The sequence below is a fragment of the Streptomyces sp. NPDC004111 genome (assembly GCF_042874215.1).
Classification (GTDB): domain Bacteria; phylum Actinomycetota; class Actinomycetes; order Streptomycetales; family Streptomycetaceae; genus Streptomyces.
Genome location: NZ_JBIAMU010000012.1, coordinates 139,291 through 159,821, shown reverse-complemented (window position 1 = coordinate 159,821; position 20,531 = coordinate 139,291). Strand labels below are relative to the sequence as shown.

17 protein-coding genes are annotated in these 20,531 nt (G+C 71.6%); 4 read left to right on the top strand and 13 right to left on the bottom strand.

What is annotated here, in order from left to right; translation table 11 throughout:
- Positions 1-31 precede the first annotated feature (31 nt).
- Together ACFYVL_RS23775 and ACFYVL_RS23770 are read left to right on the top strand one after the other, a co-directional pair.
- Complete coding sequence (locus tag ACFYVL_RS23775) at positions 32-844, top strand: thioredoxin domain-containing protein (protein ID WP_389247950.1); 813 nt, start codon at positions 32-34, stop codon at positions 842-844.
- A 180-nt stretch (positions 845-1,024) separates the two neighbouring features.
- Entirely contained in the window at positions 1,025-2,734 is a 1,710-nt protein-coding gene (locus ACFYVL_RS23770; protein WP_389247948.1) for an alkaline phosphatase D family protein, read from the top strand.
- Between the two features lie 40 nt (positions 2,735-2,774).
- On the opposite strand, the gene ACFYVL_RS23765 is transcribed toward ACFYVL_RS23770, so the two are convergent.
- Positions 2,775-3,353, bottom strand: coding sequence for a dienelactone hydrolase family protein (locus tag ACFYVL_RS23765; protein ID WP_389247947.1), 579 nt, complete (start codon positions 3,351-3,353; stop codon positions 2,775-2,777).
- A gap of 22 nt (positions 3,354-3,375) precedes the next feature.
- Here ACFYVL_RS23765 and ACFYVL_RS23760 point away from each other — a divergent pair, with 22 nt between their 5' ends.
- Positions 3,376-4,596, top strand: coding sequence for a mechanosensitive ion channel family protein (locus tag ACFYVL_RS23760; RefSeq protein ID WP_389247945.1), 1,221 nt, complete (start codon positions 3,376-3,378; stop codon positions 4,594-4,596).
- A gap of 127 nt (positions 4,597-4,723) precedes the next feature.
- Here ACFYVL_RS23760 and ACFYVL_RS23755 read toward each other — a convergent pair whose 3' ends face one another.
- The 6 genes from ACFYVL_RS23755 to ACFYVL_RS23730 form a co-directional block, all read right to left on the bottom strand.
- Positions 4,724-5,947: a DUF418 domain-containing protein gene (locus tag ACFYVL_RS23755; RefSeq protein WP_389247944.1), complete on the bottom strand. Its 1,224-nt coding sequence runs from the start codon at positions 5,945-5,947 to the stop codon at positions 4,724-4,726.
- Between the two features lie 151 nt (positions 5,948-6,098).
- Complete coding sequence (locus ACFYVL_RS23750) at positions 6,099-7,685, bottom strand: Na+/H+ antiporter (RefSeq protein WP_389247942.1); 1,587 nt, start codon at positions 7,683-7,685, stop codon at positions 6,099-6,101.
- Between the two features lie 176 nt (positions 7,686-7,861).
- Positions 7,862-8,338, bottom strand: coding sequence for a GNAT family N-acetyltransferase (locus ACFYVL_RS23745; protein ID WP_389247940.1), 477 nt, complete (start codon positions 8,336-8,338; stop codon positions 7,862-7,864).
- A complete protein-coding gene (locus tag ACFYVL_RS23740) occupies positions 8,335-9,276 on the bottom strand; it encodes an RluA family pseudouridine synthase (protein WP_389247939.1) in 942 nt (313 codons plus the stop codon). Before ACFYVL_RS23740 ends, ACFYVL_RS23745 begins: the two co-directional genes overlap by 4 nt.
- 111 nt (positions 9,277-9,387) lie before the next feature.
- The gene (gene lspA / locus ACFYVL_RS23735; protein WP_389247937.1) at positions 9,388-10,119 is read right to left on the bottom strand and encodes a signal peptidase II; all 732 of its coding nucleotides are present in this window, start codon (positions 10,117-10,119) and stop codon (positions 9,388-9,390) included.
- 155 nt (positions 10,120-10,274) lie between these two features.
- Positions 10,275-11,282 carry a TraR/DksA family transcriptional regulator gene (locus tag ACFYVL_RS23730; RefSeq protein ID WP_389247935.1) on the bottom strand — a complete coding sequence of 336 codons (1,008 nt, stop codon included), beginning with the start codon at positions 11,280-11,282 and terminating at the stop codon, positions 10,275-10,277.
- A gap of 584 nt (positions 11,283-11,866) precedes the next feature.
- Here ACFYVL_RS23730 and ileS point away from each other — a divergent pair.
- Entirely contained in the window at positions 11,867-15,025 is a 3,159-nt protein-coding gene (gene ileS, locus ACFYVL_RS23725; protein ID WP_389247933.1) for an isoleucine--tRNA ligase, read from the top strand.
- A 377-nt stretch (positions 15,026-15,402) separates the two neighbouring features.
- On the opposite strand, the gene ACFYVL_RS23720 is transcribed toward ileS, so the two are convergent.
- From ACFYVL_RS23720 to ftsZ, 6 genes are all read right to left on the bottom strand, one after another.
- Positions 15,403-16,572 carry a DivIVA domain-containing protein gene (locus ACFYVL_RS23720; RefSeq protein ID WP_389247931.1) on the bottom strand — a complete coding sequence of 390 codons (1,170 nt, stop codon included), beginning with the start codon at positions 16,570-16,572 and terminating at the stop codon, positions 15,403-15,405.
- Between the two features lie 49 nt (positions 16,573-16,621).
- Positions 16,622-16,918 (bottom strand): YggT family protein, encoded by a 297-nt coding sequence (locus ACFYVL_RS23715; RefSeq protein WP_389247929.1) that lies wholly within the window; start codon positions 16,916-16,918, stop codon positions 16,622-16,624.
- An 81-nt stretch (positions 16,919-16,999) separates the two neighbouring features.
- Positions 17,000-17,611 carry a cell division protein SepF gene (locus ACFYVL_RS23710; RefSeq protein ID WP_389247928.1) on the bottom strand — a complete coding sequence of 204 codons (612 nt, stop codon included), beginning with the start codon at positions 17,609-17,611 and terminating at the stop codon, positions 17,000-17,002.
- A 124-nt stretch (positions 17,612-17,735) separates the two neighbouring features.
- A complete protein-coding gene (locus ACFYVL_RS23705; RefSeq protein ID WP_389247926.1) occupies positions 17,736-18,482 on the bottom strand; it encodes a YggS family pyridoxal phosphate-dependent enzyme in 747 nt (248 codons plus the stop codon).
- A 3-nt stretch (positions 18,483-18,485) separates the two neighbouring features.
- Positions 18,486-19,250: a peptidoglycan editing factor PgeF gene (gene pgeF, locus ACFYVL_RS23700; protein WP_389247924.1), complete on the bottom strand. Its 765-nt coding sequence runs from the start codon at positions 19,248-19,250 to the stop codon at positions 18,486-18,488.
- A 13-nt stretch (positions 19,251-19,263) separates the two neighbouring features.
- On the bottom strand, positions 19,264-20,484 hold the full coding sequence (ftsZ, locus tag ACFYVL_RS23695) for a cell division protein FtsZ (protein WP_389247922.1): 1,221 nt from the start codon (positions 20,482-20,484) through the stop codon (positions 19,264-19,266).
- Positions 20,485-20,531: the final 47 nt, after the last annotated feature.

Sequence of the window (20,531 nt, the reverse complement as noted above, 5' to 3'; positions counted from 1 at the left end):
GCAGTTCAGTACCCACGGAGTTGGAACGATCATGAGCGCACGCAACAGCCAGGCGAACAAGCAGGCGGCCCGCGAGCGGCTGCGCGCCGAGCGCGAGCGGCAGGCCAAGAAGGACAAGACGAAGCGGCAGTTCATCGTCGCCGGTAGCGTCGTCGCCGTCCTCGCGATAGCCGGCGGCGTCGGCTACTTCGTCGTCCAGGCCAACAAGCCGAAGGCCTGGGAGGCGGCCTCGACCGCCGAGGTCGTCAAGCCCGCCAACAGCACGGGCGACAACGGCACCACCGTCGTCATCGGCAAGGCCGACGCCAAGAAGACCCTGGAGCTGTACGAGGACCCGCGCTGCCCGAGCTGCGCCGCCTTCGAGCAGGCCAACGGCGAGCAGGTGAAGAAGGACGTCGACGCGGGCAAGTACAAGGTCCAGTACATCGGCGCGACCTTCATCGACAACATGGCCGGCGGCGAGGGCTCCAAGAACGCGACGAGCGCCCTGGGCGCCGCGCTGAACGTGAGCCCCGACGCCTTCCTCGCCTACAAGGGCGCCCTGTACTCGCAGGCCAACCACCCCGAGGAGAGCGTCGACAAGTTCGCCGACGACAACTACCTCATCAAGGTCGCCGACCAGATCCCGGCACTCAAGGGCAACAAGAAGTTCCAGGACGCGGTGAAGGCCGGCACCTACGACGCGTGGGCGCTGAAGATGTCCGAGAAGTTCGACAAGAGCGGCATCAAGGGCACGCCGACCCTGAAGATGGACGGCAAGACGGTCGTCAAGGAGGGCACCGAGGGCGCTCCGATGACTCCGGCGGACTTCGGCCCGGCGATGGAGAAGGCCCTCAAGGGCTGACCCTCCGGCAGGGGCCGTCCCCGGCCGGGGACGGCCTACGGCGACGGCGGGCGGCGACCGAGACCCTTTCGGCCGCCGTCCGCCGTTCCGCTGTCCGCCGTGCGACGGGCACCCGACGCGTGGGCGAACTTTCACCGTTCGCCCACCCATGCACCCTACTGATCAGTAATCTGATCGCCCGTGACCAGTCAAAACACACCTGCCACGGACACCGCGTCCGTCACTCCCGGCGCCGCCCGGACCCCCGCACCGGCCCCGTCCCGCCGCACCGCCCTCAAGGCCGCGGCCGCCACCGCCGTGGCCGCACCCGCACTCGTCGGGGCCTCGGCCCTGCCGGCCGCAGCCGCCCCGGGGGCCGCCGGGACCCCCGCGTTCCTGCACGGTGTCGCCTCCGGCGACCCGCTGCCGGACGGCGTCCTGCTCTGGACCCGCGTGACCCCGGTGCCCGAGGCCCTGCCGGGCTCCGGCGTCGGGCCGGACACCGCGGTCGGCTGGGAGGTCGCGGAGGACAAGGACTTCGCCCGCGTCGTGGCCCGGGGGACGACGACCGCGCGCGCCGCCACCGACCACACCGTGAAGGCCGACGTCCGGGGCCTGCAACCGGAGACCGGCTACTACTTCCGCTTCTCCTGCGGCTCCGCCCTCTCCCCCGCCGCCCGCACCCGCACCACTCCGGCCGCCGACGCCACCACCGCGGGCGTCCGCCTCGGCGTGGTGTCCTGCGCCAACTGGGAGTCCGGGTACTTCTCCCCGTACCGCCATCTCGCCGCCCGCGGCGACCTGGACGCGGTGCTGCACCTCGGCGACTACCTCTACGAGTACGAGACCGGCGGCTACCCCGAACCGCGGTACGTCGTGCGGCAGCACGAGCCGAAGCACGAGATCGTCTCGCTCGCCGACTACCGCACCCGGCACGGCAAGTACAAGACCGACCCCGACCTCCAGGCGCTGCACCACCGGCACCCGGTCGTCGCGATCTGGGACGACCACGAGTTCGCCGACAACGCCTGGTCGGGCGGCGCGGGCAACCACACCCCGGGCACCGAGGGCGACTGGGCGGCCCGGATGGCCGCCGCCAAGCAGGCCTACTTCGAGTGGATGCCGGTCCGCGCCTCCACCGAGGGCACCGTCTACCGCAGGCTGCGCTGGGGCAGGCTGGCCGATCTGCACCTGCTGGACCTGCGCTCCTTCCGCGACCAGCAGGCGGCGGTCGGCAGCGGCAAGGTGGACGACCCGGACCGCACCCTCACCGGCCGCGCCCAGCTGGACTGGCTGAAGTCCGGACTCACCGCCTCCGACGCGTCCTGGAAGCTGGTGGGCACCTCGGTGATGATCTCCCCGGTCGCCTTCGGCTCGGTCCCCGCGCACCTGCTGGAGCCGATCGCCGAACTGGTGGGGCTCCCCAAGGAGGGCCTGGCGGTCAACACCGACCAGTGGGACGGCTACACCGACGACCGCAAGGAACTCATCGGCCACCTTCGGGGCAACGGCATCTCCAACACCGTCTTCCTCACCGGCGACATCCACATGTCCTGGGCCAACGACGTGCCGGTGAAGGCGGCGACCTACCCCGCCTCGGGCTCGGCGGGCGTCGAGTTCGTGGTCACCTCGGTGACCTCGGACAACCTCGACGACATCCTGCACGTCGCCCCGCACACCGTCTCGCTGGTCGCGGCGACGGCCGTCCAGGCCGCCAACCGGCACGTGAAGTGGCTCGACATGGACGCGCACGGGTACGGCGTGCTCGACGTCACCGCCGAGCATGCGCAGATGGACTACTACGCCGTCTCCGACAAGACCCGCCAGGACGCGACCAGCGCCTGGAGCAGGTCCTACCGCACCCGCTCGGGCACCCAGCGGGTGGAGCGGGTGTACCGGCCGGTGCGCTGACCGGCACGGCCCGGCGGGGCCGCCGGCGGGCCGGGCGGGGTCAGAGGGTTTCCAGGAAGCCCAGCGCGACCCGCCAGGTCTGCTCGGCGGCCTGCTCGTCGTGGTCGGGCAGGCCGGGGTCGGTGTAGAGGTGGCCGGCGCCCGGGTAGCGGTGGACCTCGACGTCGGCGCCGATGCGCTGCATCCGCAGGTACCAGGCGTTCAGCCAGTCGTCGGACTCGAAGGGGTCGGGCGAGGCGACGTGCAGCTGTACGGGCAGGTCGTCGACGGACGCGTCCTCGGCGATGTCCGAGGTGCCGTGCAGCAGGAGCAGCCCGCGGGCCCTGGCGTCGCCGAGGGCGAGGGTCTGGGCGACCGAGCCGCCCCAGGAGAAGCCGGCGTAGACCAGGCCCTTGTCGGAGTGGGGGGCGGCGGCCACCACGGCCCGCCGCAGAAGCTCGTCGCGGCCGAGCTTCTCCAGGATTTCCCGGCCCTCCTCCGCGCTGTCGGCCGTTTGCCCCTCGAAGAGGTCGGGCACGTGCACCTGGTGCCCGGAAGCGCGCAGCCGTGTCGCAGCGGCGTGCACGGCCGGTCGCAGACCGTAGACGGAGTGGAAAAGAAGAATGTCCATTCCGCCCATCCTGCCAGTTAGCTTCGGAGTCATGGAGAACGTACTGCGCCCGTTGATCGTCCTGGGTGGCTCGGTCGTACTCACGTTGTTCGTCGGCTGGGCTGTCGACGTAGTGTTGCGCCGGGCCGATGCCCGTCACCACGAGACCCCGCTGTGGGGACTGCTGCGGCGTTGCCGGCCACCCCTGATGGTGGTCCTGCTCACCGCGCTCCTGCGCGGGGCGTACGACCAGACCAGCCTGAAGATCGTCGAGGACCACGTCGAAGGCATCGGCCAGGTGCTCTCGCTCGTGCTGATCGCCGCGACCGCGTGGCTGATCGTGCGGGTCGCCTCGACCGTCGTCGAGTCCTCGTACGCGCGCTACGCCTCGCAGCAGTCGCGCGACGCGGCCCGGGTCCGCCGGGTCCGCACCCAGGTCACGCTGATCATGCGGATCGTGACCGCCGTCGTCGGCGTGATCGCGGCGGCAGCCATGCTGATGACCTTCCCGAACATGCAGGCCATCGGCAAGTCGATGCTGGCGTCCGCGGGAATCATCGGAATCGTCGCCGGTGTCGCCGCCCAGTCGACGCTCGGCAACCTCTTCGCCGGCTTCCAGATCGCGTTCGGCGACATGGTGCGGATAGGCGACACGGTGGTGGTGGACGGCGAGTGGGGTGTGGTCGAGGAGGTCACCCTGACCTTCCTGGCGGTCCGCACCTGGGACGAGCGGCGCATCACCATGCCGGTGTCGTACTTCACCAGCAAGCCGTTCGAGAACTGGTCGCGCGGCGGCGCCCAGATGACCGGCACGGTCTACCTCCAGCTGGACCACCACGCCCCGGTCGCGGCGATGCGCGAGAAGCTCCGGGAGATCCTGGCGGCCACCCCCTCCTGGGACGGCCGGGACTGGAGCCTGGCGGTGACGGGCACCACCCCCAACACCATGGAGGTGCGGGTCGTGGTCACCGCGAAGGACGCCGACGACATCTGGACGGTGCGGTGCGCGGTCCGCGAGCAGCTGATCGGCTGGCTGTGCGCGCACCACCCGTACGCCCTGCCGAAGGTCAACACCGCGGAGGCGGCGGCGCCGCCGGGCGACCAGTGGCCCTCCCGCGCCGGTTCCAACGGCCGGGCCCCGCGCCCGGAGGAACTGCACACCAACAACGCGGACATCCGCACCGACGACGACGCCCCGCCGCCCGGCGCCGACCGCGGGCGCGCCCCGGTCATGTCCCCGGACGGGACACAGCCGCGCACCGGGCGGGGCTAGGGCGGGCCTTGGGGAACGGCTCCGGTCGCCGGGTCGGACGGGCGGGAAACGCCGGCGGCCGGACCCACCCCCGTGGAGTCCGGCCGCCGGTTTCCCTCGCCGCGCGGCGCGGGAGCCGCGCGGACGACTACCGCCGCAGCAGCCTGCGCTGTACGGATTCCAGCGGGCCCTGCGCGAACCGGCGCAGCCACAGTGTCGAGACGGCCATCAGCAGCGCGCCCACGGCGGCCCAGACCCCCATCACCCACCAGGGCCCCTGATCCGCCCAGCGGGCCGCGAGCCCGAGGCCGAACCCGTAGAAGAGGAACATGCACAGCACGTTCTGCAGGACGTAGCAGGACAGTGCGCACCGTCCGACCGCACCGAGTCCGGCGACCGTCCGCGAGGCGCCGCCGAAGCGGTCCAGGAGCGCCCCGACGAGGCCGATGAGGCCGAGCGCGACGACCGGCGCGGCGACGTACCGCTCGATCAGGAAGAAGCTGGAGCCCGCGAGTCCGGCGGCGAGGGTGAGCGGCAGGCCTAGGCCCAGGCCCCAGCGCAGCAGCCGTTTGCGCAGGGCCCGGCCGCGGTCGTCGTCGCCGAAGGCACCGGCCCTGAAGAGCCGTACGCCCAGCAGGAACAGGAAGACCAGCAGCCCGAAGGTGACCAGTGGCTCCATGCGCAGCAGCGGGGCGTGCTGGAGCCGGAAGAGCACCTGCTCGCCCCAGCTGCCGTCGGCGTAGAGCGCGACCACGTCCGGGTCCACGCCCTTGCCGCCGTCGTTGTCCCCGGCGGCCAGCGCCCAGCTGCCCAGCAGCATCAGGACGAGGTGCAGGGAGCCGGCCGTCCACATCAGGATCCCGCGGAAGCGCTCGCCGCGCGCCAGCGACCAGGCGACCAGGAGGGCGGTGACGGCGTACCCCATCAGTACGTCCCAGGCGAAGACGAGGACGAAGTGCACGGTGCCCTCGGCGAAGAGGAACAGCGCCCGCCACTTGTACCGGCCGGGCCACGGTGTGCCGCGCCGCTCGGCGGAGCCGAACTGGATGGCGAGCCCGACGCCGAACAGGATCGTCAGCAGCGACAGGAACTTGCCGTCCGCCAGCAGCCGGAAGAGCCCTTCGGCCAGTCCGCCGACCGTTCCGTCGGTGAGCGTCGGGCGGAATCCGCCCTGGAGGATGCCGACCTCGGACCCGGCCGCGGCGAAGATCCAGACGTTGGTCATGAGGGTGCCGAGGATGGCGGCCCCGCGCAGCACGTCCAGCAGCGGCAGCCGCTTGCCGCTCCCTCCCCCGGCGTCCGCACGGCGGCCGAGCGCCCCGGTGCCCCGCGGGTCCCCGGCGGCGGTGACGGCGGTCTCCGCTTCGGTCATGGTCGGCTCAACTCCCCTGGCTGGTCCACCTCTTCATCGTCGCCAGCCACCGGGGGCACCGCGTCATGACCAGTGAGGAACCCCCACTGCACCCTTCGATGCAGCCGTCACCGCCCGCCCCGTCCGGAAGTCGGACCCGCCGTGCCGCACCTCAGCGCATGCTCCTCAGGTCCAGCTGGTGCAGCACCCGGTCCACCACTTCCGGGTCCACCCCGGCCTCGTTGCGGGCCGACAGCACCTCGTGCCGGGCCGCGGACATCATTTCCCGCTGGATGCGCATCACGGCCTTCACCCGTACCGCCCGCGACGCGTACGCCTCCCGCCGTTCGTCGTCGATGATGTCCGGGCTGATCCGCGCGCCGAGGTCGAACGCCCCGCGCTGGAGCCGCTCGGACACCTCCTCGGGCAGTTCCTCGACCTCCTCGATCTCCTTCAGCCGCCGCTTCGCCGCCTTCGCGGCCCGCAGGGCGAGTTCGTGCTCCAGTGCCCGTTCGGCGTCCGTGTCGGCCCGCACCCCGAGCTTGCGCACCAGCCAGGGCAGGGTCAGGCCCTGGAGCACCAGGGTCGTCATGATCACGCAGAAGGCGATGAAGACGATCTCGTCGCGCGCCGGGAAGTCGTCGCCCGCGTCCGTCTGCAGCGGGATGGCCAGCACCAGCGCGACCGAGGCCACGCCGCGCATCCCCGACCACCACATGACGACGGTCTCCCGCCAGCTCATCGGGATGTCCTCGTCCACGTCGCGCCGTTTGTGCAGCCGCTTCGCCAGCCAGGTCGCCGGCAGCAGCCACAGCAGCCGTACGCCGATGACCACGCCCGCCACCGCCGCGCCCCAGCCCAGCATCTCGACGAGCCGCCCGTCGGCGAGCCCGAAGACGGAGTGGAGTTCGAGGCCGATGAGGCCGAAGGCGACGCCGGTGACGAGCGTGTCCACGATCTGCCAGAAGGTCTGCCCGGCCAGCCGGCCCATCACGTCGTCGGCGTCGACCGCGTGCGAGGCGAGGTAGAGCGCGGAGGTCAGCACCGCCAGCACGCCCGACCCCAGGAACTCCTCGGCCAGTACGTAGCTGACGAACGGCACCAGCAGGGTCAGCCCGATCTGGAGCGTGGCGTCGCCCAGGTAGCCCATGAGCTTGTTGCTGATCCAGCCCAGTCCGCCGCCGACCACCACGGCGACGACGGCCGAGAGCACCAGTTCGCCCATCGCGGCCGGCCAGGAGAAGGTGCCGCTGACGGCCGCGCCGATCGCCACGTGGTAGAGCACGATGGCGGTGACGTCGTTGAAGAGCCCCTCGCCCTCCAGGATCGACACCAGTCGCCGGGGCAGTCCCAGCGAGCCGGCCACGGCGGTCGCGGCGACCGGGTCCGGCGGCGCGACGAGTGCGCCGAGGGCGACGGCGGCGGCGATCGGGAGTCCGGGCACGACGGCGTTGGCGACGGCGGCCACGGCGGCCGTCGTCACGAAGACCAGCGCCACGGCCAGCAGCAGGATCGGCCGGAAGTTGGCGGTGAACTGCCGCCAGGAGGTGCGTTGCACCGCCGCGTAGAGCAGCGGCGGCAGGACGAGCGGAAGAATGAACTCCGGCGGAATGTCAGGGTTCGGTACGACCGGGATGAGCGCGAGCACCACTCCGGCCAGCGTCATCAGCACCGGCGCGGGCAACCCCAGCCGCTCCCCGAGCGGTACGGAGACCACCGCACCGAGCAGCAGCACGAACAAGAGGGCCAGTTGATCCACGGGGTGCACTCCGGGCGGTTCGCAAGGGCAACGATCAAGACCCCCAGCCTGCCACGAACCCCAACAAATCGTCCCGCCGGGCCCGGCTCTCGGAGTACCCCTGCCCGGCGGCCGGGGGCCGCCCCGCTCCGGACGGACTCACCCCGCCGCGTACCCCCGCACCAGGGGGCGGCGCCTCACAGCCCGCGGCGCATCGCCCGGTGGTCGATCCCCGCGTCGAGGAAGACCGGGCCGTACACCTCGTACCCCAGCCGTTCGTAGAAACCCAGCGCCTGCGTCTGCGCGTGCAGGTCGATCGCCGTCAGGCCCCGGTCCAGGTCCCGTGCCGCGTCCTCGATGCCCCGCACCAGGGCGGCCCCGACGCCCAGCCCGCGGGCCGCCGCGCTCACCGCGAGACGGCCCAGGGAGGCGACCTCCGGGCCCGCGCCGGTTTTGCCGAGCGCGTCGTCGCCGTACAGCAGCCGGCCGGTGCCCAGCGGGGTGCCGTCGTCGGCGACCGCCAGGACGTGCAGCGCGGTCCCGTCGTAACGGTCGTACTCCAGGGACTCGGGCACCCCCTGCTCCGCCACGAAGACCTCCTTGCGCACCGCGAAGCACGCGGCCAGGTCCTCGGGCCCCTCGGCGACCCGCACCCGGTAGGAGCCGGAGGTCATTCGCTCTCCGCCCGGATCACGTCCAGCGCGTGCTGGAGGTCCTCCGGGTAGGGGCTCTCGAACTCGACCCAGTCGCCGCTGCCCGGGTGGGTGAAGCCGAGCCGCATCGCGTGCAGCCACTGCCGGGTCAGCCCCAGCCGCTTGGCCAGCGTCGGGTCCGCGCCGTAGGTCACGTCGCCCACGCAGGGGTGGCGGTGCGCCGACATGTGCACGCGGATCTGGTGGGTGCGCCCGGTCTCCAGCTTGATGTCGAGCAGGCTGGCCGCGCGGAAGGCCTCGATGAGGTCGTAGTGGGTGACGGAGGGCTTGCCCTCGGCGACGACGGCCCACTTGTAGTCGTGGTTCGGGTGCCGGCCGATGGGGGCGTCGATGGTGCCGCTCATCGGGTCCGGGTGGCCCTGGACGAGCGCGTTGTAGCGCTTGTCCACGGTGCGCTCGCGGAACTGCTGCTTGAGCGAGGTGTACGCGCGCTCCGACTTGGCGACGACCATCAGGCCGGAGGTGCCGACGTCGAGCCGGTGCACGATGCCCTGGCGCTCGGCGGCACCGGAGGTGGAGATCCGGTACCCGGCGGCGGCGAGCCCGCCGATCACGGTCGTCCCGGTCCAGCCGGGGCTCGGGTGCGCGGCCACGCCGACCGGCTTCACGATCACCACGATGTCGTCGTCGTCGTGGATGATCTCCATGCCCTCGACGGGCTCGGCGACGATCTGTACGGGCGCGGCCGGGGCGGGCATCTCGACCTCCAGCCAGGCCCCGCCGTGCACGCGCTCGGACTTCCCGACCACCGAGCCGTCGACCTGGACCTTTCCGGCAGCGGCGAGCTCGGCCGCCTTGGTCCGGGAGAACCCGAACATCCGGGAAATGGCGGCGTCGACGCGCTCGCCCTCAAGGCCATCGGGAACGGGCAGGGTGCGGATCTCGGGAATCGTACTCACCCGTCGAGTATGCAGGACCGCACCGGCAGACCCCGACCGGGAAGGCCGCACGGGGCCCCGTGCGGGGCCCTCGGGCCCGGTCCCGGTGCACGGGCCGGTCCCGGTGCGCGCTCAGTCCTTGTGCACGGTCCCGTCCGGGTCCAGCCCCCGGAACGACAGGATCACGATCAGGATGCCGCCGCAGACGATCGCCGAGTCGGCGAGGTTGAAGACGGCGAAGTTCGCGGGCGCGATGAAGTCGACGACCGCTCCCTCCAGGAATCCCGGCGTACGGAAGATCCGGTCGGTGAGGTTGCCCAGCGCACCGCCGAGCAGCAGCCCGAGCGCGATGGCCCACGGCATGCTGTAGAGCTTGCGCGCCAGCCGGGCGATCACCACGATCACCGAGGCCGCGATGATCGTGAAGATGATCGTGAACGCCTCGCCGAAGCCGAAGGCGGCACCCGGGTTGCGGATCGCCCGGAACTGGAGCAGCTCCCCGATCACGTTGATCGTCTCGCCGCTGGGCTCCAGCTTGGCCACCACGAGCAGCTTGGTCCCGAGGTCGAGCGCGTAGGCGAGCAGCGCGATGACGAACAGGATCGCCAGCTTCCGCTTGCCCCGGCCGGTGGCCGTGGCCCCGCCGGACTCCCCGGCGCCCTGCTCCGCGTCCCCGCCCGCGGCGTCCCCGGCGGTCCTGTGGGCACCGGCGCCGGCCCCTGCGGCGTCCGCGCCGGTGGCTCCGGCGTCCTTGCCCGCGGTCTCCGCGGCAGCCGCACCCGCAGCGCCCTCGTCACGCGAGGACTGCTCCGGCCCGGCTCCCTCCACATCTGGCGTACCGATGATGCGCTCCGCCTCTGCCACGTAAGTCCCTCGCCCTCGTACCTGACTGCCGCGGATCCCCCCGGGGGGAATTCACGGTGAGCACGAGGGTACGGCACACACGTACGGACTCCGAGGGCTCGTGGCCCCTGCCGCACACGCGGGCGCCGCGTCGCGCGCGCCGTCCGCGCGGCACCTCAGGAGCGCCGCTCCTGCTTCTGCTTGCACTCCACGCAGAGCGTGGCGCGCGGGAAGGCCTGCATCCGGGCCTTGCCGATCGGGTTGCCGCAGTTCTCGCAGATGCCGTACGTCCAGGAGTCGAGCCGGTCGCGGGCACGCTCGGTCTGCTCCAGCATCTCGCGGGCGTTGGCGGCCAGGGACATCTCGTGCTCGCGGGTGATGTTCTTGCTGCCGGTGTCCGCGTCGTCGTCGCCGGCACCGTTGCCGGAGTCGCGCATCAGTCCGCTGAGCGCCTCCTCCAGCGAGGCGATCTCGGCCCGCAGCCGCAGGATCTCGCTGTCCAGTTCGGCCCGCGCCTCGGCGACCTCGTCGGGCGTCCAGGGGTCCTCCCCGGGCCGTACGGCGAGTTCGCCGGGCACCACCGCGGTCGTCGCACGGGCGGCCGGCACCGCCTTCTTCCTGGCCGTCGTGGCCCCGCCCGGACTCTTCTTCGCAACCACCGTCTCGGCTCCCGTCTGTGCGGCCTCGGCCGCCCCGTCGGCCGCGGGTGCGGCCCGATCTCCGGCAGCCTCGGCGGATGCCTCGGGAGCCGTCCTGCCGGCCGCGGCCGGTTCGGCCGCCGCCCTCTTCGCCGGTGTCCGCCCGGCCGCCGCCGCGGCCTTCCCGGACCCGGTCTCCTCCGCGGCCCCGTCCACCGCCGGAGCGGCCTTCTTCGCCGCCGTCTTCTTGGCAGCCGTTTTCTTGGCGACCGTTTTCTTCGCGGCTGCCTTCTTCGCGGCTGTCTTCTTCGCGGTCGTCTTCTTGGCCGCCGTGTCTCCGGCGCCCGCCTTCTTCGCGGTGGCCTCCGACGGGGCCGTCTTCTTCGCGGCGGCCTTCCCTCCGGCGCTCCCGGCCGTACCGTCGGCCGCCGTCGTCCCCTTCGGGGCCGCGCTCCGTTCCTCCTCGGCGGGCTGCTTCCCGGCCGCCGCTCCGGTGGTTCTCGTCGACGCCGTCTTCTTCGTTGCGGCGGTCTTGTCAGCCACCATGGACGCGGCCCCTTCACATTTTGTGATCTTGCACGCGAATCGTGCTGGGACGATAAATCGACCCAAGCACCGCGGCAACGGGGCACACCGCCGGCTGCGCCCTCCCCACGCCGTGTCGCGACAGACCTGCATCCGTTGTGCCCAGCTCTCCGCCGGGTAATCGCCCCCACGCGCGCGTGGCGGAGGTCCGCCCGCCGCCGTGTGCCATTCGGGTCACCCCCGCCCGTACCGCGTCCACGGCGCCGCTCGACGCCGCGGCCCGCCGAAAACCGGTCCGCCTCCGCGCACCCCGCCCCGTACACTGGCCCGAGCGAAAGGCATCGATGGGGCCGAGTAGCGCCGCACGCAGCGATGAGCGACCCGGGGACGGTGAGAGCCCGGGGGCGAGCACGGCGCGAAGCATCACCCCGGAGCCGCCGGAAGAAAGCCCCCGCGTCCGCGGCGGGCGACTAGACCCGGCAGCGCGACCCCAATGAGGGGGCCGCGGACGCAGGTCGTCCGGGGCCAAGGAGGGTGGTACCGCGGGAGCACAGCTCTCGTCCCTCCGACGGAAGAACGACGTCCGCCGGAGGAAGAGCACCCCCATGACAGCGCCGACACCGCCGAAGCCGCAGTACAACCCGGTACCCGCACAGGTCGACCTGCCCGCCCTGGAGCACGCCGTGCTCGACTTCTGGGCCGAGGCGAAGGTCTTCGCGAAGTCCCTCGAAGCCTCCGAGGGGCGCCCCGAGTGGGTCTTCTACGAGGGCCCGCCGACCGCCAACGGCATGCCCGGCGCCCACCACATCGAGGCCCGCGTCTTCAAGGACGTCTTCCCCCGCTTCCGCACGATGCAGGGCTACCACGTCGGCCGCAAGGCCGGCTGGGACTGCCACGGCCTGCCCGTCGAGCTGGCGGTCGAGAAGGAACTCGGCTTCAGCGGCAAGCAGGACATCGAGAACTACGGCATCGCCGCGTTCAACGACAAGTGCCGCGAGTCCGTCACCCGCCACACCGACGCCTTCGCCGAGCTGACGCAGCGCATGGGCTACTGGGTCGACCTGGACGACGCCTACCGCACCATGGACCCGGAGTACGTCGAGTCCGTGTGGTGGTCCCTGAAGGAGATCTTCAACAAGGGCCTGCTGACCCAGGACTACCGCGTCGCCCCCTGGTGCCCCCGCTGCGGCACCGGTCTCTCCGACCACGAGCTGGCGCAGGGCTACGAGACCGTCGTCGACCCCTCGGTCTTCGTCCGCTTCCCGCTGACCGGCGGCCCCCTCGCGGGCGAGGCCGCCCTCCTGGTCTGGACGACGACCCCCTGGACCCTGGTGTCCAACACCGCGGTCGCCGCCCACCCCGAGGTCCGCTACGTCGTCGCCACCAACGGCGAGGAGAAGCTGGTCGTCGCCGAGCCCCTCCTGGAGAAGGCCCTCGGCGAGGGCTGGGAGGTCACCGGGGACACCTTCACCGGCGCCGAGATGGAGCGCTGGACCTACCGGCGCCCGTTCGACCTCGTCGAGTTCCCCTCCGAGGCCCACTTCGTCGTCAACGCCGAGTACGTCACCACCGAGGACGGCACCGGCCTCGTCCACCAGTCCCCCGCCTTCGGCGCGGACGACCTCGTGGTCTGCAAGTCGTACGGCCTGCCGGTGGTGAACCCGGTCCGCCCCGACGGCACCTTCGAGGAGGAGGTGCCCCTCGTCGGCGGCGTGTTCTTCAAGAAGGCCGACGAGAAGCTGACCGCCGACCTCGACGCGCGCGGCCTGCTGTTCCGTCACGTTCCGTACGAGCACAGCTATCCGCACTGCTGGCGCTGCCACACCGCGCTCCTCTACTACGCGCAGCCGTCCTGGTACGTCCGTACCACCGCCGTCAAGGACCGTCTCCTCGAAGAGAACGAGAAGACCAACTGGTTCCCGGACTCGGTCAAGCACGGCCGCTTCGGCGACTGGCTGAACAACAACATCGACTGGGCGCTGTCCCGCAACCGCTACTGGGGCACCCCGCTGCCCATCTGGCGCTGCGAGGAGGACCACCTCACCTGCGTCGGCTCCCGCGCCGAGCTCTCCGAGCTGTCCGGCCAGGACCACTCCGCCCTGGACCCGCACCGCCCGTACATCGACGACGTCACCTTCACCTGCACCCACGAGGGCTGCACCCTGACGGCGACCCGCGTCCCGGAGGTCATCGACGCCTGGTACGACTCGGGTTCGATGCCGTTCGCGCAGTGGGGCTACCCGTACAAGAACAAGGAGATCTTCGAGAAGCGCTACCCGGCGCAGTTCATCTCGGAGGCGATCGACCAGACCCGCGGCTGGTTCTACACGCTGATGGCCATCGGCACCCTGGTCTTCGACAAGTCGTCCTACGAGAACGTGGTCTGCCTCGGCCACATCCTCGCCGAGGACGGCCGGAAGATGTCCAAGCACCTGGGCAACATCCTCCAGCCGATCCCGCTGATGGACCAGCACGGCGCGGACGCCGTGCGCTGGTTCATGGCGGCCGGCGGCTCCCCGTGGGCGGCCCGCCGGGTCGGCCACGGCACCATCCAGGAGGTCGTCCGCAAGACCCTCCTCACCTACTGGAACACGGTCGCCTTCCAGGCGCTGTACGCCCGCACCTCCGACTGGGCGCCCTCGGCCGCCGATCCGGCCCCGGCCGACCGCACGGTCCTCGACCGCTGGCTGCTCTCCGAGCTGAACGCGCTCGTCGACCAGGTCACCGTCGCCATGGAGTCGTACGACACCCAGAAGGCGGGCAAGCTCCTGTCCGCCTTCGTCGACGACCTCTCCAACTGGTACGTGCGCCGCTCGCGCCGCCGCTTCTGGCAGGGCGACAAGGCGGCACTGCGCACGTTGCACGACGTCGTCGAGACGGTCACCCGCCTCATGGCCCCCCTCACCCCCTTCATCACGGAGCGGGTCTGGCAGGACATGGTGGTCCCCGTCGCCCCGGACGCCCCGGAGTCGGTCCACCTCGCCTCCTGGCCGAAGGCGGACCTGACGGCCATCGACCCGACGCTCTCCACGCAGATGGCGCTCGTACGCCGCCTGGTCGAGCTGGGCCGGGCCACCCGCGCGGAGTCGGGCGTCAAGACCCGGCAGCCGCTCTCCCGCGCACTGGTCGCGGCCTCCGGCTTCGCCGCGCTCTCCCCCGAGCTCCAGGCGCAGATCACCGAGGAGCTGAACGTCACCTCGCTGGCCTCCCTCTCCGAGGTGGGCGGCTCGCTGGTCGACACGACCGCCAAGGCGAACTTCCGCGCACTGGGCAAGCGGTTCGGCAAGGGCGTCCAGGACGTGGCGAAGGCGGTCGCGGCAGCCGACGCGGCGGCCCTCTCCCTGGCCCTGCGCGACGGCGAGGCCCCCCTCGTCGTGAACGGCGAGACGATCCTCCTCACCCCCGAGGAGGTCATCATCACCGAGACCCCCCGCGAGGGCTGGTCGGTCGCCTCCGACTCCGGTGCGACGGTCGCCCTCGACCTCGAAATCACCCCGGAGCTGCGCAAGGCGGGCCTGGCCCGTGACGCGATCCGGCTGATCCAGGAGGCCCGCAAGAACAGCGGCCTGGACGTCGCCGACCGCATCGCCGTCCGCTGGACCTCCACCTCCCCGGAGACCACGGAGGCCCTCACGGCCCACGCCCCGCTCATCTCCGACGAGGTCCTGGCGACGGACTACACGGAGGGCACCCCCGACGACACCTTCGGCGCCCCCTTCACCGACGAACCCCTCGCCCTGACCTTCCACCTCCGCAAGATCTGACACCGCTCCCCGCACAACTGAGGGCCCGGAGACACCCCACCTCCGGGCCCTCCCCTGTCCCCAAGCCCTTTGGACCACAGGACCGCCCCGCCCCCGAGCCCCCTTGAACGACGAGCCCGCCCCACCCCCGAGCCCCCTTGGGCGACGGGGCCGCCCCCCGGGGGCGGAACGGGCGGGCAAGGGGGCGGCCCCCCGGCGGAGCCGCACCCACCCCGGACCCGCACCTCCCCCACCCCCTCCCACCCCCACACCGACCCCACCCACCCCCACCCCAACTCCCGCACGCACACAAAAAGGGGCGGGCCCCAGGACCAAAGTCCCGGGGCCCGCCCCTCAGCCTGCCGACGGCTACGCGCTCAAAAAGCGCGCAACGCCCGTCAGTTGTCGTCCTCGTCGATCAGGAACCCACGCATCGGCGAAGGCGCCTGCTGCATCGGCTGCGGCCCCTGCGGCCGCACCGGCGCCATCGGCTGGGTCATCGCCGGAGTCATCTGCTGCTGACCGCCGTACGACGGAGCACCGTTCGACTGTCCGCCCATGGACGGCGCGCCCATCGACGGGTTGCCACCCATGGAGTGGCCCATCGAACCGGCACCCGCGGGCGCCATGGTGCTGCTCATCTGCGGGGCCGGCGGCAGCGAGGCCGTGGCCGGGGTCCGCGGCGGAGCCAGCGAGTCGTCGGCCTGGGTCTCCAGCTGACGCAGCTGCGACTCCAGGTAGGACTTCAGACGCGTGCGGTACTCGCGCTCGAAGCCGCGCAGGTCCTCGACCTTGCGCTCCAGCGTGGCGCGGGCGGACTCCAGCGAGCCCATCGCGACGCGGTGCTTCTCCTGCGCGTCCCGCTCCAGGGCGTCCGCCTTGGCACGGGCGTCGCGCTCCAGACCCTCGGCGCGCGAACGGGCCTCGCCGACGATCTTGTTGGCCTCGGAACGGGCCTCCGCGATCGCCTGGTCGGCGGTCTGCTGCGCGAGCGAGAGCACGCGGGCGGCGCTGTCGCCACCCGGCTGCGGCATCTGCTGCTGCGGCGGCTGCTGCATCGGCTGCTGCATGGGGCCGCCCATCGGGCCCTGGCCCATGCCGCCCTGCATCGGGCCCTGGCCCATCGGGCCGGGACCGTGCTGGCCCTGCATCGGACCCTGACCCATCGGGCCGGGACCGTGCTGGCCCTGCTGCTGCGGGCCGGGGCCGTGGCCGCCGGGGCCGGCGGGAAGCTGGAGCGGTCCGCCCTGCTGCTGCATCTGCTGCTGCTGGGGCGGCTGCTGCTGCTGAGGCGGTCCGGATATGGCCGCGGGAACGGGCGCGCCCGGTCCACCGGGCCGGTTGTCCTGCGGCTCCGGCTTGCGCATGCCCTGCTGCTGCTGGTTCTGCGCCGCGGCACGGGTCGCCGCGGCCAGCTTGGCGCGCAGGTCCTCGTTCTCGCGGAGCAGACGGGTCAGCTCGGACTCGACCTCGTCGAGGAACGCATCAACCTCGTCCTCGTCATAGCCTTCTCGAAGGCGGACGGTCGTGAACTGCTTGTTCCGCACGTCCTCGGGGGTCAGCGGCATCTCTTCTTCACCTCTACGTAGTCGTCGGCAGTCGGCAAGACCGTATCGCTCACACCCTGCTCGCAATGTTGTTCACAACACTGATCAGGATGTAGACGATGATCATCAGAACGAAGAAGGACAGGTCGAGTGCCACGCCCCCGAGACGCAGCGGCGGAATGAACCGCCGCAGAAGCTTGAGCGGTGGATCGGTGACAGTGTAGGTGGCCTCAAGAACGACCACCATCGCCTTGCCGGGTTGCCATGAACGCGCGAACTGAAAGACGTAGTCCATGACGAGCCGGAAAATCAGCACGACCAGGAAGCACATCAGCGCGATGTAGATCACGTCCAGTGCGATGCCCATTCCCGTGCGTCCCTCTCCCCTGGCTCTCGCCTCAGCTCGGCCTCGTGGCCGGTTGTTTCGGTTGTCCTGCTCTCGGCTCTGTCAGCTCTGGTTGAAGAAACCGCCCTCTGCGATACGGGCCTTGTCCTCCGCCGTGACATCGACGTTAGCAGGCGACAACAGGAACACCTTCTGCGTCACTCGCTCAATGCTGCCATGCAGACCGAAGACCAGTCCTGCAGCAAAGTCGACAAGTCGCTTCGCGTCCGTGTCGTCCATCTCCGTGAGGTTCATGATCACCGGAGTGCCCTCGCGGAAGTGTTCCCCGATGGTACGGGCCTCGTTGTAGGTCCGGGGGTGCAACGTGGTGATGCGGTACGGCTCCCGCTCGGACACGACCTTGGGCATGATCACCGGTGCGTTCTTCTCCAGGCTCGGACGTTCAGGTGTGATGGACGCCACGGGGGCGATTCGTGCGGGTCGTCCGCTTTCCGCCGGAAGCTGAACGGGCTCACGGGGGGCGGGCGGCTGGGTGACTCGTACCGGTTCGTCCCGCTCCCGCTCCGCCTGGTGCGGGGGCTGGTGCCGGCGGTGGTCACGCTCGGGTTCGGGCTCGGGTTCGAAGTCGTCGTCGGGGTCGAAGCCCCGGCCGTCGTATCCATCGTCCTCCACGAGGCCGAGGTAGACCGCCATCTTGCGCATAGCGCCGGCCATTTCCTGAGTCCTCCGCTCTGTGGTGGATCGGCCTCGTCACCAAGTGCCCGCGATCCACTGGGCCTGCCCACTGAATAGTGGGGATGACCATATTTTCTGCTGTGGTCCGACTTGCTTCGCGACGTTACCCGAGGCGAGGACGGACGCCGAGTACCGCAGTGCCGACGCGCACATGTGTCGCACCGGCCGCCACCGCCTCGTCAAGGTCCGCACTCATTCCCGCAGACACCATGGTGGCAGCCGGATGTGCGGTGCGCAGGCCGGACGAGATTTCCATCAGCCGCTCGAAGGCCGCCCGTTGGCGCCCCGCGTACGGGCCCGCGAGCGGCGCGACGGTCATCAGACCGTCCAGCCGCAGCCCCGGCGCGGCGGCCACGGCGGCGGCCAACTCCTCGACGCCGTCGGGGGAAACCCCACCCCTTTCGCCCCTTTCGCCGGACTCGGCGTCCAGGGCCACCTGGAGCAGGCAACCGATCTCACGTTCGGCCCGCACCGCGGCCGAGGACAGCGAGGACACCAGCTTCAGCCGGTCCACCGACTGCACCTCGTCCGCGTACCCGACCACCGAACGCACCTTGTTGGTCTGCAGCTGCCCGACGAAGTGCCAGGTCAGGGGCAGGTCGGCGGAGAGTTCCGCCTTGGGGGCGGCGTCCTGGTCGCGGTTCTCGGCGACATGACGCACCCCCAGCTCGGCGAGCATGCGCACATCGCTCGCCGGGTAGGTCTTGGTGACCACGATCAGGGTCACTTCTTCACGCGCGCGCCCGACCGCCGCACAAGCGGAAGAGATACGTTCCTCCACCCGCGCGAGGTTCGAGGCCAGTTCGTCCTTGCGCGCCGAGGGCCCGGCGTCCTGCGTACGGTCCGTCATGTCCTACCCGTCCAACCAGACATATCCGGCGAGCCGTCCCGTGGTGCGGTCCCGCCGGTAGGAGAAGTGGTCGCCCGACTCGCGCGTGCACACCGGCGACTGCGACCGGCTCCGCACCCCGAGCGCCGCCAGCTGGGCGTGCACCCCGGCGGTGACGTCGACGGCCGGGGTGCCCCAGCTCGTCTCGGCCCAGCAGGCCGGTTCGACCGCGGCGGCGTCCGCCCGCATCTGCTCGGGCACTTCGTAACAACGCCCGCACACCGCGGGTCCGGTCCACGCCCTGACGCGGTCGGGCCGCGCGCCGAGCCCCGTCATCGCCTCGACGGCGGCGGGCACCACCCCGGCGAGCATCCCCGGCCGCCCGGCGTGGGCCGCCGCGACGACCCCGGCGACGGGGTCGGCGAGAAGTACGGGGGTGCAGTCGGCGGTGAGCACCGCGAGGGCCAGCCCCCGACGGGCGGTCACCACCGCGTCGACGGCGGGGATTTCCGCCGGGGCTCCGGCGTCCGCCCCCGCGGCCGGGCCGGTGGGCCAGGGCCCGTCCACCACCGCGACGTCCCGGCCGTGGACCTGGTTCATCCAGACCACCCGCGCCGCGTCGAGCCCGAGGGCCCCGGCTGCCAGGCGGCGGTTCTCCCGGACGGCCGCGGGGTCGTCGCCCACAGCTCCGCCGAGATTGAGCTGCTCGTACGGAACGGCGCTCACCCCGCCCCACCTGTCGGTGAAGGCGAAGTGCGCGCCGCTCTCGTCGTCGTACCGCTGTATCACGTAACGCGTCCGGCTACTTCAGGAAGTCCGGGACGTCCAGCTCCTCGGCCGCGCTGTCCGCGTACGAAGGGCGGGCCGGCGGGACGTGCGGGGCGGCCTGCGGGGCCGGGGCCTCGCTGACCGGCGCGGGCTGCTCGACCGGAGCCGGGGCCTCCTCGCGCACGGGGACCGAACCGATGCCGGTGGGCCGGGCGGGCTCGGGCGGCGCCGGGCGCGAGGCCGGGGCGCTCTCCTCGCGCTTGGTGCCCGCTCCCGCGCCGAGCACGTTCTCGCGCCGGGCCGGCGGCTGACCGCCGTCGAATCCGGCGGCGATGACGGTGACCCGTACCTCGTCGCCCAGGGCGTCGTCGATGACGGCGCCGAAGATGATGTTGGCCTCCGGGTGGGCGGCCTCGCTGACCAGCTGGGCGGCCTCGTTGATCTCGAAGAGACCGAGGTCGGAGCCGCCGGAGATGGACAGCAGGACACCGCGGGCGCCGTCGATGGACGCCTCCAGGAGCGGCGAGGAGATCGCCATCTCGGCCGCGGCCACCGCGCGGTCGTCGCCGCGTGCCGAGCCGATGCCCATGAGCGCGGAGCCGGCCTCGGACATGACCGACTTGACGTCGGCGAAGTCGAGGTTGATCAGGCCCGGGGTGGTGATCAGGTCGGTGATGCCCTGGACACCGGACAGCAGGACCTGGTCGGCCGACTTGAAGGCGTCGAGCACGCTGACCTGACGGTCGCTGATCGACAGGAGCCGGTCGTTGGGGATGACGATGAGGGTGTCGACCTCTTCGCGGAGCTGGGCGATGCCGTCCTCCGCCTGGTTCGCGCGCCGCCGGCCCTCGAAGGTGAACGGGCGGGTGACCACACCGATCGTCAGGGCGCCCAGCGAGCGGGCGATGTTGGCGACCACGGGCGCGCCACCGGTTCCGGTGCCACCACCCTCGCCTGCCGTCACGAAGACCATGTCGGCCCCCTTGAGGACCTCCTCGATCTCCTCGCGGTGGTCCTCTGCCGCCTTCCGGCCGACGTCGGGGTTGGCGCCGGCGCCGAGGCCCCGGGTGAGTTCACGGCCGACGTCCAGCTTGACGTCGGCGTCGCTCATCAACAGCGCTTGCGCGTCGGTGTTGATGGCGATGAACTCGACGCCCTTGAGACCGACCTCGATCATCCGGTTGATGGCATTGACACCACCGCCGCCGACACCGATGACCTTGATGACTGCGAGGTAGTTCTGCGGTGCTGCCACGTCGAAGGCCTCTCGCCTCGATTTACGTGCCGCCACGGAGTTTGCAG

What these genes read in the sequence shown, in the direction of transcription:
- ACFYVL_RS23760 (WP_389247945.1), top strand. Translation starts at nt 3,376, where the DNA reads ATGGAGAACGTACTGCGCCCGTTGATCGTCCTGGGTGGCTCGGTCGTA.
- ACFYVL_RS23775 (WP_389247950.1), top strand. Translation starts at nt 32, where the DNA reads ATGAGCGCACGCAACAGCCAGGCGAACAAGCAGGCGGCCCGCGAGCGG.
- ACFYVL_RS23730 (WP_389247935.1), bottom strand. Translation starts at nt 11,282, where the DNA reads ATGGTGGCTGACAAGACCGCCGCAACGAAGAAGACGGCGTCGACGAGA.
- ACFYVL_RS23705 (WP_389247926.1), bottom strand. Translation starts at nt 18,482, where the DNA reads ATGACGGACCGTACGCAGGACGCCGGGCCCTCGGCGCGCAAGGACGAA.
- ACFYVL_RS23710 (WP_389247928.1), bottom strand. Translation starts at nt 17,611, where the DNA reads ATGGCCGGCGCTATGCGCAAGATGGCGGTCTACCTCGGCCTCGTGGAG.
- ACFYVL_RS23755 (WP_389247944.1), bottom strand. Translation starts at nt 5,947, where the DNA reads ATGACCGAAGCGGAGACCGCCGTCACCGCCGCCGGGGACCCGCGGGGC.
- ACFYVL_RS23715 (WP_389247929.1), bottom strand. Translation starts at nt 16,918, where the DNA reads ATGGGCATCGCACTGGACGTGATCTACATCGCGCTGATGTGCTTCCTG.
- ACFYVL_RS23745 (WP_389247940.1), bottom strand. Translation starts at nt 8,338, where the DNA reads ATGACCTCCGGCTCCTACCGGGTGCGGGTCGCCGAGGGGCCCGAGGAC.
- ACFYVL_RS23720 (WP_389247931.1), bottom strand. Translation starts at nt 16,572, where the DNA reads ATGCCGCTGACCCCCGAGGACGTGCGGAACAAGCAGTTCACGACCGTC.
- ileS (WP_389247933.1), top strand. Translation starts at nt 11,867, where the DNA reads ATGACAGCGCCGACACCGCCGAAGCCGCAGTACAACCCGGTACCCGCA.
- ACFYVL_RS23765 (WP_389247947.1), bottom strand. Translation starts at nt 3,353, where the DNA reads ATGGGCGGAATGGACATTCTTCTTTTCCACTCCGTCTACGGTCTGCGA.